We start from the raw sequence: 17312 nt of genomic DNA on the forward strand, positions 1-17312 counted from the left end.
TTGCCGCCTCTAGGCCAGCAGATCGATCGCGTCGACCGAGGTACCGGCACTCAGGAACGACGTCGTCCCCGAGCCGCTCGCCACATAGATCTTCAGCGTGTTGTACGCACTCGCGTCCGTCAGCCAGGCGGACGCGGGAACGCTGTACGTGAACGTGTTGTTGTTGCCCCGGTACGAGCCCACGGTCAGCGACCGGGTGCTCGGCTGGGTGGGCGGCGAGGGGACGGCCGAGGTCCAGGTGTCGTTGACGACGACCTGCGGCCGGCCGTTCGCGTACGCCGTCGTCACCCCGATGCGCAGGGTGTGCGCGGCGGCCAACTGAGCGGCCGTCAGCTTGAAGTACACGATGATGCCGCTGTTGACGTCCTTCCACAGATAGCAGGGGAACGCCGAGGTCTCGGTGCCGCTGCCGACGACGACGTTGCCGGTCCAGGACGCGGCCCGCACGTCCGAGGGGTGCGCGTACGTCATCAGGTCCGCGTTCTTGAACCCGCTCGGCGAACCGTCCCAGTTGCCGATCCGCCAGATCGCGCTCGCGTTGGACGGATCGTTCGAGGAGGGGATCGCGATGCTGTTCAGCGTCGTCGTCCCGCCCGCCGTGACCGCCACCGACCCGGTGTAGACGGCGAGTTCACCCTTGAAGACCGTCAGCGTGTACGTCCCCGGCAGGATCCCCGTGATCGAGAAGTAGCCGTCCGAGGCCCGCGCCGAACCCCAGTACTGGGCAGCCGAGTTGGCGAGCCCGACCGTGTACGCGTACGCCGTGTCGCGCCCGGTGATGCCCACACCTGCGACCCGGCCCCGCGAACTCGCCGCCGTATAGCCGGAGATGCCGAGGGAATCTGCCCACGAGGTGGTGAGGCTGGCGTGGTAGAGCGAGGAGGAGGGCGCGCCGCCGTCCGTGAGCGCGATGACGTACGGCCCCTGGAGACCGAACCTCTGCGCCTCCGTCTGGTTCTCGCCGTAGTACAGGATCTCGTACAACCCGCCGCCGTCCGCGCTCTGGTGGCGCAGCAGGGAGCGGTAGAACGGGCCGCCGGACGCCTTCTCGTGGTTGCTGCGCACGACCCACAGGCCGACGCTGCCGGTGGTCCAGCCGACGTAGTCGTAGTCGATGACCCGGTTCTTCGAGTAGTGCTTGGAGCGGGTCTGGCCGTCGGACTTCTCGAAGACGTCCGCGGACTCGATGGTGGTGGGCGCGTAAGTGTAGGAATCCGGCTCGTCGTTGAGGAACAGGCCGGCCTTGACGCGCACGATGTAGCGGGTCGCGCTGACCGAGGTGTCGGCCTTGTTGGTCCACAGGTAGACGTTGTTCTCGCCGCTGCGGGCCGCGTAGTAGTGCTTCAGCGTGCCGTACGCGACGGAGATCAGGATCGTCGTGCCGGACTGCGCGATCGTCACGGTGGAGGTGCCGAGGCCGGACTCGACGTGCGAGTTCTTGCCGCCGTAGCCCTGGTACTCGGTGCCCTTGTAGACCAGCGAGGTCAGGTCGCCGTTCGTCTTGCTGACCTTGAAGACGAGGCTCGCGCCGGTGTCGACGACGTAGTTCGAGCCGTCGTCGGTGTAGCCGAAGCTCGCGGCGGACGCGGTCTCGGCGAGGGGCCCGGCGAGCGCCGCCGAACCGGCCGTGGCCGCTGCGCCGAGGACGAAGGTGCGGCGGCGAACCGGTCTGTTCACAGAACCGGACATGGGGGTGCCTCCTTCGGGAGGTGGGGGTGCGGGTGCTTTGGAGGGTGGCAGTTGAATCGATTTCGCGAAAGGGCTTTCGCAGCCTTGGAGTTGGCAGTGATGTGAAATCTGCCGCAGGTCTAGAAAGCGCTTGTCCATAGCGGTACGGTCCACCGCCAGGCCTTGTCGTCGGACGGAGGAGCCGCGAATGAGACGTTTCAACATCGCCCTGCTGGCCGCACTGACCCTGAGCACCGCCCTGTCGACCGCACCCGCCCAGGCCCACGACCGCACACCCCCGCTCGGCCTCGCCAACTGCACCGCCACCGCCTGCCACTTCGACGTCCCGCCCGGCACCTACGACGTCACGGTCCGCCTCGGCGGCGAGAGCGCGGCGAGTACGGCCATCACGGGCGAGACCCGGCGCTCCCTGCTCCCGGAGACGGCCACGGCGGCCGGCCGGACCGTGACCCGCACCTTCACGGTCAACGTCCGTACGCCAGAAGGCGAACCCACCGGCCCCGACGGCACTCCGGGCCTCGACCTCACCCTCGGCGGCACGGCCCCCGCACTCGCCGACATCCGGGTCACGCCTGCCCACCACGCCCGGCAGATCATCCTGATCGGCGACTCCACGGTCTGCGACCAACCGGGCGACCCGTACTCCGGCTGGGGCCAACAGCTCCCGCAGTTCCTGCGCAAGGGCGTCTCCGTCGCCAACTACGCCGATTCCGGGGAGAGTACGGTCACCTACCTGGAGAATTCCTTGCTGTGGGGGACAGTTCAGCCGCTGATCCACCCCGGCGACCTGGTCCTCGTCCAGCTGGCCCACAACGACAAGACGACCGACGAGGCCACGTATCGCGCGAACTTGGAAACCCTCGTAGCGGGTATCCGTGACAGGGGAGGTCGTCCCGTCCTCGTGACACCGATCGTGCGACGCTGGTTCAATGCCGACGGCACACTGAACAACGGCACAGCGCTGCTGGTGAACGGACTCGGCGTTGACCTGCCGGGCGTCGTCCGCTCGGTCGCCGCCGCCGAGGGGGTAACGCTGATCGACCTCACGGCGCAGACCAAGGCGCTGGTGGAATCGCTGGGAGTGGAAGGCTCCAAGGCCATCTACCTCTACAACGAGAAGAAGGACAACACGCACACCTCCGCGCACGGAGCCACCGTGTACGCGGGCCTGGTCCGCGACGTACTCGTCGCCCGGCATCTGCTGCCGGAGGACCGGGTACGAGTGGGGTGAGACCCGAAAGACCCCTGGGGCGTTCCGACCGGAACCGGGGCGCCCCAGGTTCCACTCTCCCGCCGTGCGTGTGAAAGCGAGCCGATGCAACTCCCTGCCGACGACCGTGTGTTGAGCCCCCGCACCGGCTACACCCGCGCCCACTGGGAGACGGCAGCCGACACCCTCCTCGCCGCCGTGGAGCCGTACGCGAGCGAGGACCGCGCGCTCTACCACCTCCCCGGCACGCACACCAGCTGGTCCGGCAGGCTCTCCGACGGCCTGGAGGGCTACGCCCGCACCCTGCTGCTGGCCGCCTTCCGCCGCGACGAGACGGCACTGGAGCGCTACGCGGACGGCCTGGCCGCAGGCGTGGCGGGCGTCTGGCCGAGCATCGAGGACCGCAACCAGCCCCTCGTCGAGGCGGCCTCGATCGCCCTCGCCCTGCGCCTGACCCGCCCTCTCCTCTGGGACCGCCTCGACGAGCCGGTACGGCAGCGCGCGGCGGCCTGGCTCGCGGACGCCCTCACCGCCGAACCCTGGCCCTGCAACTGGGAGTTGTTCCCCGTCACGGTCGGCGGCTTCCTCCAGGACATCGGCTACGAGCCCGACGCCTCCCGCAAGGCGATCGACCGGGGCCTGTCGCGCATCGAGGACTGGTACGTCGGCGACGGTTGGTACACGGACGGCGACGGCCGCAAGTTCGACTACTACAACGGCTGGGCGATGCACCTCTACCCGGTCCTGCACGCCTGGCTCGCCGACGACCCCCGACTCCTCGACCTCTACGGCGGCCGCCTGGAACGCCATCTCGCCGACTACGCCCGCCTGTTCGGCGCCGACGGTGCCCCGATGCTCCAGGGCAGATCGCTGACGTACCGCTTCGCGACTACGGCTCCGCTGTGGCTGGGGGCGCTGACGGGCCGTACGCCGCTGTCGGCGGGGGAGACGCGACGGCTGACCTCCGGAGCGCTGAAGTACTTCCTCGACCGGGGTGCGGTGGACGACCGCGGGCTGCTGAGCCTGGGCTGGCACGGCCCCAACGAGGCGATCCTGCAAGGCTATTCGGGCCCCGCGTCCCCGTACTGGGCCAGTAAGGGCTTCCTCGGCCTGCTCCTCCCACCGGACCACGAGGTGTGGACGGCGGTCGAGGAACCTGGCCCGGCTGAGCGGGAGGACGCGGTCACGCCGGTCACTCCCGCCAACTGGCTGCTCCAGTCGACCAGTTCGGATGGCGTGGTCCGCCTCCACAACCACGGCAGCGAGGACGTCCGCTACGACCCGTACTACACGCGCCTCGGCTATTCGACGGCTACGGCGCCCTCGGCGTCGTACGACAACAGTGTGATCGTCGGCGGGGATCCGAGCCGTACGGAGATCGTGCCCTTGGGGGTCGGGGAGGGCTGGGTCGCCTCCCGGCACACGGCGGCTTCCGGGGCCCGGGTGGTCAGTCTGGTGGTGGCCGAGGGGGCGGTGGAGGTGCGGGCCCATCTGGTGGTGGGCGCGGCTGCGGGGACGCCGGTCCAGGTCACGGGATGGCCGGCGGGGGAAGGGCTGGACGCCGAACTCACGTCCCTGCACGGGTTGTTGGACGGTGAAGGTGTCGTCGGTGACGGGCCCGCCCTGTTCGTCGTGTTGGCCCGGCTCACCGGGGAGCCGGACCCCCGTCCCCTCGCGGAACTCGTGTCCGTGGAGGTCGACGGGGATCACGGCGTCTCCGTTCAGTGGGCCGACGGCAAGCGGACGGGCTTCCGGTTCACGGAGTCAGCCGGGCGATCCGGAGGCTCGTCGTGGTCGGTGACGCCCCGTTGAGCGGGGTCGCGTAGGTCGGGGTGACCGGGGCGTAGGCCCAGGTCAGCGTGCCGTTCTTCAGGACCGCTATGTCACCGCTGATCCGGGCGGTCACCACCTTGTCCGCGCCCTGGACCTTGCCGTTCCAGTCGATGAGGCGCAGGTGGGTGCCCGTGAAGGTGCCGGTGCAGGTGCCGGCGTTGCACTTGGCGCCCTTCAGGGACTCCCAGGAGACCAGGAGCCGGTCCTTGCCGTAGGGCGCGATGTGCACGTTGACGTTCTCGGTACCGGCCGCGCTGGTGAGGTAAATCGCCTTGCCGGGGCCGGAGTTGCGGTTCGCCATGAAGGCGACGGCGACCTGGTGGGTGCTCGTCTTCGGGGTGACCGTCCAGCCGCGTCCGCTGGAGTCGGCGGAGTTCTTCTTGGCCGAGGCGGCACCGCGGGAGGCGAAGGCGGTGGCGTAGCGGCCCGTAGCCGACTTCACCAGGTCACCGGTGCGGCTGGGGAAGGTACCACCGCAGTACCCTGCCCAGCACTGCTCGCGCTGCACGACCGGTGCGACGTCCGGGGCGCCGATCCCGGTGGAGACGAACAGGCCCGAGCGCCAGTCGTCGAAGCAGAGCGAGGTGAACGCGCCGGAGGTCTCCGCGTGCAGCGCGATGCCCTCGTTGTGGCTGCAGCCCCAGCTCCAACCACCGCTCAGCTTCGCGCCCTTGGCGCTGACGTACGTCAACTTGTCGCCGAAGTGGCCGTCCGCGAAGCCGCCCGCGCCGTGCACGACGAAGTACGCGCCGTACTTGCTGCCGTTCCAGGTGAGTTGGCCGTCGAGACCCGGGGAGGTGTCGTTCGACGCGGTGCCGGTGAGCTTGGTGCGGAAGGTCTGCTTGCCGCCCGTGTAGCGGATGATCGCGGCGGCCGTCTCCTTCCACTTGTTGGTGTCGGCGACCCGGGTGAGCAGCGCGAAGCCGTCGTTGTGCGCGACCAGACCGCCGACCTCTTTGGCGCCCTTGACGACCGTGTCGGCGCCCGAGCGCAGTCCGGCGGCGTTCAGCGGGGTCACGTGCACGCCGTCGGCGGCGGGCCAGGCCACGCGCAGGGTTCCGTCGGGGGCCACGGCCGTGGCCGTACGGGTCCACTCGCGCGTGTTGTTGTAACCGGCCGTCAAATAGGGGAACTTGGCGGCGAGCGGCACCGTGGTGCTGGTCGGGGTGAGCGTGCCGGTCGCGACCTTGGCGGCGGTCGCGGTCTGCGCGGCGGCCTTCGGGGACGTCTTCGCGGAGGCGGACGCGGTCGCCGTACCGGTGGTGGACGTAGACCCCTGGGCGGCAGCCTCGGGGGATGCGGAGGCGCCGGCGGACGAGGAGGCGGACGTGGACGTCCCGGCCGAAGTCGAGGTGCCGCTGTCGCCGTTGTCCGTCGCCGCGGTCGCGTACCAGGCACCGCCGAGCAGGGCCGCGACGGCGAGCGAGCCCGCGAGCGGCTTGCGCGCGATGCGGCGGGGGGAACGGCGACGGTGCGCGGTGGTGCGTCTTGCGTTGGTCATGGTCCCAAGTCGCCGCCCGTGCGGGGGAGGTTGCCGTCGCGCCGCGCGAAATATCTGGAGGTCGGTAAGAGGTCGGCATGCGGAGGCGTCCGGAGGTGAGACCGGCTCCACAGCCAGGACAGGCCGATCCTGGTACGTTGGATGCCTTCCTGGGTATCAGACCCTTTGGACTCATCACCGGCGAGGGACCGAGGAACCATGGCCATGGACCCCGGCGACAAGCGACTGGCGGCGGCCGTCGTGATGGACGACGACGGACGCGTACTTCTGGTGCGCCGGAGTGCCACCGAGAGGTTCCTGCCGCGTGTGTGGGGCGTTCCGTGCGGGAAGCTGGAGCCGGACGAGCGGTCCGAGGACGGCGCGCTGCGGGAGCTGAAGGAAGAGACCGGACTCCTCGGCGAGATCGTCCGCAAGATCGGCGACTCGTCCTTCGTGAGCGAGTACCGGGGCCGCGAGATCAAGAACTGGCAGGACAACTTCCTTGTCAGGCCGCTCACTTGGGAGATCACCCTCCCCGAGCCCGACCAGGCGTATCTCTGGCTCCCGCCCTCCGAGCTCGCCGGTGCCGGCATCGACATCGACGCGTACAACCTGGACGTCGTACGACAGGCCCTCACGAACTTCTGAGCGACTCCGCCAGACCGTTCAACGCGCCCAGATACTCCGGCACTTCGAGCGGCACCTTCGCCACCGCGCCCGGATGCGGGCCCGCCGCCGTGAACACGTCGGTGTGCCGCCGCCGTCCGGCCCCCGTCTCCAGGAACAGCGTCACGGTCGGTACGTCCGTGTCGCACCAGGCCCGGTGCAGGGTGTGCGCCGGGAGGGCGTAGGCGCTGCCCGCCGCGTACTGCCCCGTGTGCGTCAGCCGCAGCCGTGCCGGTCCCGTCGGCCGCAGCCGCCAGTCGGCACTGCGCTCGGCCAGGGACTCTTCGTACCGGTCAGCCGTGATGCCGCCGTCGCCCCGCGCCTCGTACAACTCCATGGCGAGCCGGCCCCGGACCACGTAAGAGGCCAGCGGGGAACGGTGGTTGTGGATGTCCTCCGTGCCGATCGCCGTCGCGCCGGGATGCCAGAGGTGCGCGCGCAGCATGTGGCGGGGGCCGCCGTCGATCAGCAACAGCTTGTCGAAGCCCAGGACATGACGGTACGACAGCTCGGCGCAGGCCGCCGGATCGCCCTCACCGGAGGCGAGTTCGGCGATCAGCTCCAACAGGCGGTCGGGGGAGCCCAGTTCGGCGACGACGGCACGGGCCGCGGTCACCGTGTCGTGATCGGACAGGTCGCCGTCCAGCGTCTCGGTCAGCAGCCGTCGCGCCGCCAGGATCTGCCGGCCACCCATGCGCTCACTCCCCAACTCCGGTTCACACCGGCCTCGTCCGAGGGTCCGGCTGATACATCCATACGGCATGCGCGCGCAGCGCCGAAAGGCCTTGATAGGTCATCCAGATCGGCTGGCGCAGTTCCTCCGTCGTCGTGAACGCGGACCCGTCCCGGCTCCAGGACCAGATGCCGTCGGCCTGCGCCGCCCACACCGCGGCCGCCGCGCCGTCCAGCCGCTCCCGCCAGGCGTCCTCGATGCCGTCCTCCCGCGCGATCTCCTGGGCGCCCGGGGTCAGCAGCGCGCGCAGGATCCAACTCGCGGTGAAATGCCGGACGTTCAGCACCTCGTGGTGCGAGGAGTCGTCCGGGTGCGGCCGGCGCACCTCCTCCCGCAGGTTCGCCAGGTCGGCGCAGTTGTCGTGCGCGGTCGCCGGGCAGGCCAGCAGCCAGCGCACCCCGTCCTCGCGCGCCGAACGCTCGACGGGCCCCTCGCCCAGTACACGGGCCGCCCGGTCCAGGGCGACCACGGCCTGCGCGGTGTGCAGGGCGGAGGGCTGAGCGGGGTGCCCGACCCAGGGCAGTGGGGAGAGACGGTGGCTCCAGCAACGGCGGTGCTGGCGCTGCGGGTCGGAGAGCGCGCCGTCGATCAGGGCGCCGCGCAGCACGGGCAGCGTCGGCGCGTCCGGTGCCGCGCGCAGCAGCCCCCGCATCACCGTGGTGACGACATGGGTCAACGCCCGCCCCGTACCGTCGAGTTCACGGGTGAAGCCGGCCTCGCAGCGTGCCACCTCGTCCGCCAGCCGCTCCCGCGAGGCGCCCGCCCGGGCCAGGGCGCCCAACACCATCGCGGTGACCTCCGGGCGGGCCACCGACCCCTGCGAACGGGCCGACCAGCCGCCGCCCTGCAGCCGTAGCCGCCACAGTGTGTCGATGAGATCGCCGGTGTGCAGGCGTCCGTCCGGCACGCCCAGGTCCAGCACGATGTGCAGGCCGTACGCGGTGGCCAGGGAGGTCGGGCGGGTCGGGCCGTCCAGTTCCCGGAGGGAGTGCGGCCAACCGACGAGGCGGCCGCGCACCGGATCGTCCACCACGGCGACCTGGGCGACGAGGGTGTCGTAGGCCGAAGTGAACACCTGCGGCAGCGGGCCGGGAGCGTTCGGCGCGAGGGGAGCGGGCGCGGTGAGCGGCGCGGGTCCGGCCGTGCGGGCGCGGAGCAGGGCCGCCGCCAGCCAGGTCATCCCGACCGTGGCGAACCCGCTCAGCCCGGAGATCAGATACTTGGCCGCCTCCCCGCCGATCGAGTCGGGCAGCACGCCGAACAGGAACTGGAACACCGCGTATCCGGCGGCCACACACCCGAACCGGCCGAGCCAGCTCACGAAGCGGGTCGGCGGGCTCCCGCCGGGAGTCGCCGGACCGGGCGGCCCCGGGGCTCTCAAGGGACCACGTCCCAGCTGCTGTTGAGACAAGGCGCGCTCCCTCCCCCTGGGTGGCACGTGACGTTCGCGAAGTTTCCAGTCTAAGTGGTCAGCGATACACGTGGGGCGCGGACCGGAACCGGCGTCTCCGTCACTCCACTTGACCCTCGCGCGGCCAGTGCGTCAGCGCCACGTGCAGCGCGTCGACCGCACGCTCCCACGACCGCTGTACGTCCCGCGGCGCGCCGAACCCGCCGCTGGACTCCAGCGCGCAGTAGCCGTGGAACGTACTCCTCAACAGCCGTACGGCGTCGGTGAGATCGGGTTCCTCCAGGCCGTAGGCGCGCAGCATGCCGTAGGTGATCTCGGCGGTGCGGCGCAGGGCGGGGGAGCCGGCGATCAGGGACTGGTCGATGCGGATCTGGGTGGCCGCGTACCGGCCCGGGTGCTCCAGGGCGTACGCCCGGTACGCGTCCGCGAAGGCGCCCAGCGCCTCGCGGTCCGTGCGGTCGGCGACCGCGACGGCGATCCGGTCGACCAGTTCGCCGCCCGCGAGGAACGCGACCCGGGTGCGCAGGTCCTGGAGGTTCCTGACGTGCGAGTACAGGCTCGCGTCCTTCACGCCGAAGCCACGGGCCAGCGCGGACAGGCTGACGTTCTCGAAACCGACCTCGTCGGCGAGATCGGCGGCGGCCGCCACGACACGGTCGGCGGTCAGTCCCGCACGCGCCACGGCCCACCACCTCTCCTCTGACCTGCGACGACTGGAACCCCTAGGACAATAGCCAATAACAAGTGGGGCGCCCGGCGCGTTTCACCACGGCCGTCACCGGACTCCGGCAGCAGACTTCCCACCATGGACGACGACTCCGGCACCCCCGCCCCCACCGGCCTCCGCGCCACCGCACTCCTCGGCCGCCCCAAACTGTGGCTCATCCCCACCGTGCTCACCGGCCTGCTCGCATTCCTGCTGTCCCTCCTCTACATGGGCGGCATCGTCAACCCCAACCGCGAACTGCACGACCTGCCCATCGCCCTCGTCAACAGCGACACCGGCAGACCGCTCACCGGCCAGCAGCAGAACCTGGGCACCCAGATCACCCACTCCATCGTGACCAACTCCGGCAGCAGCGCGGCCGGTTGGCGCCAGCTCACGCGGGCCCAGGCCCAGGACGAACTCGACGCCGGCAAGGTCTACGGCGCCCTGGTCATCCCCGCCGACTTCACCACCTCCGTCGCCGCACTGACCACCACGAACGCCACCGCCCGCCCGACCATCACCGTGCTGACCAACCCCGGCAAGGGCAGCCTCGGCTCGTCCCTCGCGAGCAAGATCTCCTCCACGGCGGCTCAGCAGGCCTCGCTCACCATCGGCAAGCAGCTCAGCGCGGCGGCCACGAAGGCCGACTCCACACAGAAGCTGCTTCTCGCGGACCCGGTGCGGATCGCCACCCAGGTCGGCCACCCGATCGGCGGCAACAGCGGCATCGGCTTGACCGCCTTCTATTACACCCTGCTGCTGGTCCTGGCCGGATTCATGGGCGGCAACGTCATCAGCAACGGCGTCGACACCGGCCTCGGCTACGCCGACAACGAGATCGGCCCCTGGCACACCCGCCGCCCCACCGTCCCCATCAACCGCACCCAGACGCTGCTCCTGAAGATGGTCATGACGGCCGGAATCACCCTCCTCAGCGTCTCCCTGATCATGCTCGCCAGCGTCAGCATCCTCGGCATGGACGCGACCCACATCCCGCTCCTGTGGATCTACTCCTACTGCGCCGCCCTCGCCGTCGGCCTCGGCGTCCAGGCCATCAACGCCGCGTTCGGCGGGATCGGCCAGCTGGTCTCCATGTTCGTGTTCATCGTCCTGGGCCTCCCCTCTTCCGGCGCGACCGTCCCCCTCCAGGCCGTCCCCGGCTTCTACCGCTTCCTCTCCCACTTCGAGCCCATGCGCCAACTCAGCGACGGCGTCAGGGCGATCCTCTACTTCGACGCCCGCGGCGACGCGGGCCTCACGCGCGCGTGGACCATGATCGGAATCGGCACGGCGATCGGCCTGCTCTTCGGTTTCGCGATGGTCCAGTACTACGACAGGAAGGGCCACAAGCGCCTTACGCCGCAGCCGGCTTGAGGTCCCCCACCCTCAACTGGCCCAGGGGATCTGAGAGTTGACTCTCAGGCATTCTGAGAGAACACTCTCAGACCATGGATTCCGGCAACCGTTTCGGCGACCTAGAGATATCCGACCCGAAGGCCATGCGCGCGCTGGCGCACCCCGTACGCCTCGCGATCCTCGAACGCCTCCAGCGCCACGGCCCCGCCACCGCCTCCCGCCTCTCCCCGCACGTGGGCGCCACCCCGTCCGTCACCAGCTGGCATCTGCGCCATCTCGCCGGCTTCGGCCTGGTCCGCGACGCGGAGGGCGGGACGGACCGGCGGGAGCGGCGGTGGGCGGCGGTGGCGCGGGGCTTCCGGTTCGACATGCCGGAGGACCCGGAGGACGAGGAGGGTCGTTCGGCGGCGCGGGTGCTGACCGGCGAGATGTTCGCCCGCAACGCCGAACTGCCCCTGCGCTGGCTGATGGACACGGCGCCCGAACTGGAACCGGAGTGGACCAGGATCGCCCGGGCGAACAACACGAGGATCGTCGTGACGGCGGACGAACTGGCCGTTCTGCAGGACGCGTTCGAGGAGCTGATCGCGCCGTACGTCGTCCGCGAACCGGACCGACGACCGCCGGACGGCCGGGGTGTCCGCCTGCTGATGTACGCGTTGCCGGAATCGCCAGGTCCCGGGAACGAGGACGGCGAGAAGACGACGACGGACCTACCGGAGTGAAGGGGGGATCGCTGTGGCGTGACCGCCGCTTCGTACGCTTCTGGTGCGGCCAGTCCGTCTCCCAGTTCGGTGACCGGATCTCCGAACTGGCCTTACCCCTCATGGCGGTTGGCGCGCTGCACGCCTCCGCGAACCAGGTCGCCCTGCTGACCGCGCTGGTCTGGACGCCGAACCTCCTGGGCCTGTTCCTGGGCGCCTGGGTGGACCACCGCCCCGACAAACGCCGGCTCATGCTGCTCGCGGACGTGATCCGGGCCGCCGTACTGCTGTCGCTCCCGATCGCCTACGCCCTCGACACGGTGACGCTCGGCCAGCTGTACACGGTGGCCGTGCTGACCGGCACGGCGGCGGTCGTCTTCAACACGGCGTACTCGTCCTTCTTCGCCCACCTCGTACCGGCGGAGTCGTACGTCGAGGCGAACAGCAAGCTCAGCGCGAGCAGATCGGTGTCCTTCATCGCCGGCCCCGCGGTCGGCGGCGGCCTGGTCCAGGCGCTGACGGCACCGGTCGCGGTGATCGCGGACGCGCTGTCGTTCGTGGCGTCGGCAATCCTGGTCGGACGTACGAGAGTTGACGAGCCGCCAGTTCCTACGGCGTCGTCCGGCCCCTCGCTGCTACGGCGTGCGCGAGAGGGCCTGACCTTCGTGATCCACGAGCCGGTGATGCGAGCGGGCCTCCTCTGCGCGACGACCGTCAATTTCTTCACGTTCCTGTCGGGCACCGGCCTGCTCGTCCTGTTCGCCGACCGGGTCCTCCAACTCTCGCCCGGCGCCATCGGGTTGGCGTTCGGCGTGGGCGCGACGGGTGGCCTCCTCGGCGCGGTGGCGTCCCCCGCGATCGCCCGCCGGATCGGCATCGGCCGCAGCATCGTCGTCGGCGCCGTCCTGTTCCCGGCCCCCTTCGCCCTCATCGCGGCGGCGACCGGCCCGACCTGGGCCCGCCTCGGCACCCTGGGCGCAGCCGAGTTCCTCTCCGCCTTCGGCGTGATGCTCCTCGACGTCAACCTCAACTCCCTCCAGACATCGGTGGTCCCCGACGGCCTCCGCAGCCGCGTGGCGGGCGCGTACAGCACGGTCAACTACGGTGTGCGTCCGCTGGGGGCGCTGATCGGGGGCGAGTTGGCGACGCTGACGGGCCTGAGAGTGACCCTTACGGTCGCGGCGGTCGGGGGCGCGATGTCGGCGCTGTGGTTGCTGGCTTCGCCGATACCGGGGATACGGGAGTTGGGGCATGCGCCGGCTGAATCAAGGCAGGAGTGATCGAGGTTCCGTGATGGATCGAGAAGCACTGGAGCTGGAGAGGTGGCGGGTGGCTTTGATGTCCGAGTTGGGGAGTCCGGACGTTGGGGTGTCCACCAGAGCACTGCTGGCGATGACATGGGACGATCCGGACCGCGAGCGGGTCGAGGGCGTCCTCCTCGACTGCCTGTCTCCTGACACCGATCCGCAGATCAGAGCCCTGGCCGTGACCTGCATGGGTCACGTGGGGAGAATCCACAGAGCCGTAAGTGTCGTTGTTGTCCGGCGGCTTGAACAGCTGGTTGATGACCCCGCATTGGGTGGCGTGGCTGAAGACGCCCTTGGTGATATCGCGAACTTCGCCGGTGAAGGTCTGAAGTGAGGCCGACCGGTCCTGAGCGGCTCGCGCGCGCACGCCCAGGGCTGGGGGCCTTACCCGGTCAACTCGATCAGCCCGCGCAGAGCTTCACGTTCACGGTGTCGCCCGCTTTCACGATCTTCGGGGCGTGGGGGGTCACCTCGACCACAGAGCCCGGCTTGCAGCCCGGGCTGTTCACGCTGCTCACCGTGCCGAGCTTGAGGTCGGCCTTGAGGAATTGCCCCTTGGTCGTGCGCAGGTCCGTGCCCGTGAAGTCGACGGCGACGGGGCCTCCCCCCTTGCCGAAGTCCACCAGCAGGATGGCCTTCTTGTAGTCGGAACCCTTGGTGGTTGCCGTGGTCATGGGCTTCTCCGCCGTCGTCGGCGAGGTGCCGCCCGTCATGGACGCCAGGGCCGTGCCGCCGCCCGCCACGATCAGGGCGGTGGCGACACCGGCGATGAGGGTGGCGCGCCTGCGGCGAGTGCGGTGGACCATGTCGGCCGTGTCGAAGGCCGGAGTGGCGGTGGAGTGCGCGAAGTCGTTCATGGCGTTGATCAGTTCCTCTTCGAAGGGTGTGCAGCCGGAGGAACGAGGGTCGTGCGAACTCATCGGGTTCCTTCCGTGAGCTGCTGCGATGAAGGGGCGGAGAGCGCGGGAAACTGGCTTCTCAACCGGTCGATTCCACGGGCCAGTTGGGAGCGGACGGTGCTCTGCGAGATCTTCAGGTCGGCAGCAATCTCGGCGTCGGACAGATCGTGGAAGTACCGCAGCACCACCACCGTCCGCATCCGCATGGGCAGTTGCTGAAGAGCACGCACCAACTGGTCCCGGCTGTCGATCCGTCCGTACTCGTCGCCCGGATCGGCCGGCTCGCCGTCCATCGGGTGCTGAGCCGTACGGCGGAATCGTCGCCAACGGTCGTTGGCGAGGTTGACCATGATCCGCCGCACGTACGCGTCCGGGGCGTCCTTGGCGCTGATCGTGCGCCACTTGCGGCAGGCTCGCTCCAGGGTCTCCTGGACCAGATCCTCCGCCGCGTCGCGGCTGCCCGTCAGGACGAGTGCGCCCCGGAACAGCGCGGCCGACCGGGCGGCGACGAATCCATGGAAGTCACCCTCCACGGCGCCAACTTCGCCGCGCCCCGCGCCCGTTGCCCACTTGGCTGCCAGATCCACACGCTCCTCCCTTCCTGTCACCCCTCCTCGACGGGGAAACGGGCGGATCTGCTGCACGGCTGTTGTGAGACCTGGGTCACAACTCCCTTGGCGGGCTCACCCGTTGACTCCTGTGTAGTGCCCCAGACTCCACCGCCACAGCAACCGTGCCCCGAGATACGCCAGTACGCCCACGAGCGGTGAGGCCGCCGCCAGCCAGTACGGGACACCGGTGTCGTGGCCGTGGCCGGTCAGTACGGCGGCCGGGAGGTAGGCGACGAAGGCGAGCGGAAGGGCGTAGGTGAGGAAGCCACCGACCGCTCGGGGCAGGACGTTGAGCGGGTAGCTGCCGAAGGTGCCGAGGAGGTCCTCCAGCCAGCGGCTCCAGTAGTCCGCGGACGGGAAGCGGAGGGAGGCGGCGGCCACGCCCGTGAAGAGGGCCGCCTCAAGGAGCATGCCGCCGATGAGCGCGGCGATCAGATACGCGCTGCGGCCCGCCGTCCAGTCCAGGTGGCTGCGGCTGAGCGCGCCGACCATCAGGCCGGTCGCCACCGTCAGGTCGCCGATCGCGTTGGTGGGGAAGTACTCCAGCTGGACCTGGCGGTGGACCGGCATCGGGCGCACCAGGTAGATGTCGATACGGCCCTCCTGGATGTACCGGCCGATCCCGTGCATCCGGCCCAGGAACAGCACCATCAGGCCGTGCGCCATCATCCGCGTCGCCGGGATCAGCAGCACGTCCGAGCTGTCCCAGCCGCCCATCCCGGCGAACCGGGTGAGCAGCACCGTCGCGAACACGATCACCGACACCTGCCAGATCGCGCCGATCGCGATCATCAGCAGGAACTCGGTGCGGTACTCCAGCTGGGCACGGAAGTTGAGGCGCGTGATACGCCATACGATCCGGACGGCTTTCACACGCATCAACCTCCTTGGGCCACGACCCGGCGGGCGGCGCGCCGCCACAGGAACCGGGTGAACAGGGACAGGGCCACCACCCACACTGCCTGCAGGGCGAGTTGGGCGCCCGCGTCGGACAACGGGACGCGGCCCACGTAGATCGAGAGCGGCACACTGAGCGTCGCCTGGAAGGGCAGGAAGCGGCTCATCGTGATGAACCAGTCCGGGAAGAACCACAGCGGCGCGTACACGCCGGACAGCAGGTTCTGCGCGAAGATCAGGATGAGCATCGCTGCCCCGTTGCGGAGCGTCCAGAAGCACAACTGGTCGATGACGAGCATGACGTAGTAGAGGACGAGCTGGCCGAGCAGCATGCTCAGCGCGAACACCCCTGCCGCGGCAGGTGACTTGGGTGGATCCACGACCCCGGCCGCGAGGCAGACGACGTAGCCCGTCAGTGCCCAGGCCAGCCCGTACATCTGCTCGCCGAACGCCCGTAGCGCGTAGTAGCGCTGGGGCGGCAGCGGGCGCAGATACCAGTAGATGATCGTGCCGAAGTGCATGTGCTGCAGGACCGTGTCCCGGCCCGCGTACTGGTCCAACTCCCGCAGCCGGGAGGCGAGTACGGCCAGGACGGCGTACGTCACCGCCTGGTCGCGGGTGAGTCCGGCGGTGGCGCCGGTGTGCGCGTACAGGCCGCGCCACAGGGACGCCACCAGGACCACCTGCACGGTGAGGCGGAGCAGGGCGGCCGTGATGCGGGGCGGGGCGAGCAGCTCGCCGAGCGGGGTGACGCGGGCGGCGCGCCACGCGTGCGGGGCGGCCATGTCAGGCCTCCTCGGCCGGCGGCCCGGCCTGGACGTAGGCGGCCCGCATCACGTCCTCCAACTCGGCCTCGTCCATGGCGACTTCGGTCACCTCGTACCGCTCGATGACCTGCTTCAGCGCCTGGTGGACGGTCGGCCCCTCGGCTCCGTCCGGGCCGAAGACCACCTGCGGTCCGTCCCGTCGTACGAGTGCGATGCCGGGCAGCGGTACGACCTCGGCGTGCGCGTCGGCGAGGGTCGCGCGGATCTGCCAGGTCGAGCCGAACCTGCGGCGGATCTCGTCGAGGGTGCCGTCCAGGACCAGCCGGCCGTGGTTGATGAGGACGACCCGCTCGGCGAGCCGGGCGACCTCAGTCATGTCGTGCGTGGTCAGCAGGACCGTACGGCCGCGCTCCTCCACCTGGTGCCGCAGGAACTCCCGCACCTGCTCCTTCACGACCACGTCCATGCCGATGGTCGGCTCGTCGAGGAAGACGACCGGCGGGTCGTGCAGCAGGGCGGCGGCCAGGTCGCAGCGCACCCGCTGGCCGAGGGAGAGGTGACGGACCCGGGTGTCCCAGAAGGCGGACAGTTCGAGGATGTCGTCGAACTCTCGCAGCCGGGCCGCGTGTTGGGCCTTCGGCACCTCGTAGATGTCCCGCAGGATCGCGAACGACTCGCGCACCGGCAGGTCCCACCACAACTGGGTGCGCTGCCCGAACACCGCCCCGATGTTACGGGCGTTGCGCTCCCGCTCCTCGTACGGCACCACGCCCGCGACCCGGGCCTCGCCGGAGGTGGGCCTGAGGATGCCGGTGAGGATCTTGATGGTGGTGGACTTGCCGGCGCCGTTCGGGCCCAGCAGGGCGAGGAGTTCACCCGGGGCGACATCGAAGGTGACGTCGGAGACGGCGTGCTTGGGCACGCGCTCGGGGTTGACGAGGGAGCGCAGACCGCCGACGAAGCCGGGGCGGCGGACGGTCGTGTGGAAGGTGCGGGACAGACCGCGCACCTCGATGCTGCTCGCGCTCACTGGATCAGCC

General features: G+C 70.0%; 17 protein-coding genes. 7 read left to right on the forward strand and 10 right to left on the reverse strand.

What is annotated here, in order from left to right:
• Positions 1-9 precede the first annotated feature (9 nt).
• On the reverse strand, positions 10-1689 hold the full coding sequence (locus OG496_RS42450) for a rhamnogalacturonan lyase B N-terminal domain-containing protein (RefSeq protein ID WP_405974647.1): 1680 nt from the start codon (positions 1687-1689) through the stop codon (positions 10-12).
• Between the two features lie 187 nt (positions 1690-1876).
• Between OG496_RS42450 and OG496_RS42455 the strand changes: the two genes are divergently transcribed.
• Positions 1877-2920, forward strand: a complete 1044-nt coding sequence (locus OG496_RS42455) for a rhamnogalacturonan acetylesterase (protein WP_405974648.1) — start codon at positions 1877-1879, stop codon at positions 2918-2920.
• 84 nt (positions 2921-3004) lie between these two features.
• Positions 3005-4711: a DUF2264 domain-containing protein gene (locus OG496_RS42460; protein ID WP_405974649.1), complete on the forward strand. Its 1707-nt coding sequence runs from the start codon at positions 3005-3007 to the stop codon at positions 4709-4711.
• Here OG496_RS42460 and OG496_RS42465 read toward each other — a convergent pair.
• Positions 4656-6233: a hypothetical protein gene (locus OG496_RS42465; protein ID WP_405974650.1), complete on the reverse strand. Its 1578-nt coding sequence runs from the start codon at positions 6231-6233 to the stop codon at positions 4656-4658. The two genes, OG496_RS42460 and OG496_RS42465, sit on opposite strands and share 56 nt — an antisense overlap.
• Before the next feature lie 204 nt (positions 6234-6437).
• Between OG496_RS42465 and OG496_RS42470 the strand changes: the two genes are divergently transcribed.
• Positions 6438-6860, forward strand: coding sequence for an NUDIX hydrolase (locus OG496_RS42470; protein ID WP_366493434.1), 423 nt, complete (start codon positions 6438-6440; stop codon positions 6858-6860).
• Here OG496_RS42470 and OG496_RS42475 read toward each other — a convergent pair.
• From OG496_RS42475 to OG496_RS42485, 3 genes are all read right to left on the reverse strand, one after another.
• A complete protein-coding gene (locus tag OG496_RS42475) occupies positions 6847-7572 on the reverse strand; it encodes a hypothetical protein (protein ID WP_405974651.1) in 726 nt (241 codons plus the stop codon). The two genes, OG496_RS42470 and OG496_RS42475, sit on opposite strands and share 14 nt — an antisense overlap.
• 22 nt (positions 7573-7594) lie before the next feature.
• Positions 7595-8932 carry a hypothetical protein gene (locus OG496_RS42480; protein ID WP_405974652.1) on the reverse strand — a complete coding sequence of 446 codons (1338 nt, stop codon included), beginning with the start codon at positions 8930-8932 and terminating at the stop codon, positions 7595-7597.
• Positions 8933-9122: 190 nt separating this feature from the next.
• The gene (locus tag OG496_RS42485; RefSeq protein ID WP_405974653.1) at positions 9123-9704 is read right to left on the reverse strand and encodes a TetR-like C-terminal domain-containing protein; all 582 of its coding nucleotides are present in this window, start codon (positions 9702-9704) and stop codon (positions 9123-9125) included.
• Between the two features lie 123 nt (positions 9705-9827).
• Here OG496_RS42485 and OG496_RS42490 point away from each other — a divergent pair, with 123 nt between their 5' ends.
• The 4 genes from OG496_RS42490 to OG496_RS42505 all read left to right on the forward strand — a co-directional run bounded on the left by OG496_RS42490 (position 9828) and on the right by OG496_RS42505 (position 13432).
• Positions 9828-11105 (forward strand): YhgE/Pip domain-containing protein, encoded by a 1278-nt coding sequence (locus tag OG496_RS42490; protein ID WP_405974654.1) that lies wholly within the window; start codon positions 9828-9830, stop codon positions 11103-11105.
• Between the two features lie 74 nt (positions 11106-11179).
• The gene (locus OG496_RS42495) at positions 11180-11812 is read left to right on the forward strand and encodes an ArsR/SmtB family transcription factor (RefSeq protein WP_405974655.1); all 633 of its coding nucleotides are present in this window, start codon (positions 11180-11182) and stop codon (positions 11810-11812) included.
• On the forward strand, positions 11809-13071 hold the full coding sequence (locus OG496_RS42500) for an MFS transporter (protein WP_405974656.1): 1263 nt from the start codon (positions 11809-11811) through the stop codon (positions 13069-13071). The genes OG496_RS42495 and OG496_RS42500 overlap by 4 nt, the downstream gene beginning before the upstream one ends.
• Positions 13072-13084: 13 nt before the next feature.
• A complete protein-coding gene (locus OG496_RS42505) occupies positions 13085-13432 on the forward strand; it encodes a hypothetical protein (protein ID WP_405974657.1) in 348 nt (115 codons plus the stop codon).
• A gap of 67 nt (positions 13433-13499) precedes the next feature.
• Here the strand turns inward: OG496_RS42505 and OG496_RS42510 are convergent, their stop codons facing one another.
• From OG496_RS42510 to OG496_RS42530, 5 genes are all read right to left on the reverse strand, one after another.
• The gene (locus OG496_RS42510; RefSeq protein ID WP_366493016.1) at positions 13500-14018 is read right to left on the reverse strand and encodes a hypothetical protein; all 519 of its coding nucleotides are present in this window, start codon (positions 14016-14018) and stop codon (positions 13500-13502) included.
• Entirely contained in the window at positions 14015-14584 is a 570-nt protein-coding gene (locus OG496_RS42515) for a SigE family RNA polymerase sigma factor (protein ID WP_405974658.1), read from the reverse strand. The genes OG496_RS42510 and OG496_RS42515 overlap by 4 nt, the downstream gene beginning before the upstream one ends.
• A 96-nt stretch (positions 14585-14680) precedes the next feature.
• Positions 14681-15487 (reverse strand): ABC transporter permease, encoded by an 807-nt coding sequence (locus OG496_RS42520; protein WP_405974659.1) that lies wholly within the window; start codon positions 15485-15487, stop codon positions 14681-14683.
• Positions 15487-16290 (reverse strand): ABC transporter permease, encoded by an 804-nt coding sequence (locus OG496_RS42525; protein ID WP_405974660.1) that lies wholly within the window; start codon positions 16288-16290, stop codon positions 15487-15489. Before OG496_RS42525 ends, OG496_RS42520 begins: the two co-directional genes overlap by 1 nt.
• Before the next feature lies 1 nt (position 16291).
• Entirely contained in the window at positions 16292-17302 is a 1011-nt protein-coding gene (locus OG496_RS42530; RefSeq protein WP_405974661.1) for an ATP-binding cassette domain-containing protein, read from the reverse strand.
• Between the last annotated feature and the right edge of the window lie 10 nt (positions 17303-17312).

Origin of the sequence: Streptomyces sp. NBC_00988 (assembly GCF_045162645.1) — a bacterium.
In the GTDB taxonomy this organism is placed as follows: Bacteria; Actinomycetota; Actinomycetes; order Streptomycetales; family Streptomycetaceae; genus Streptomyces.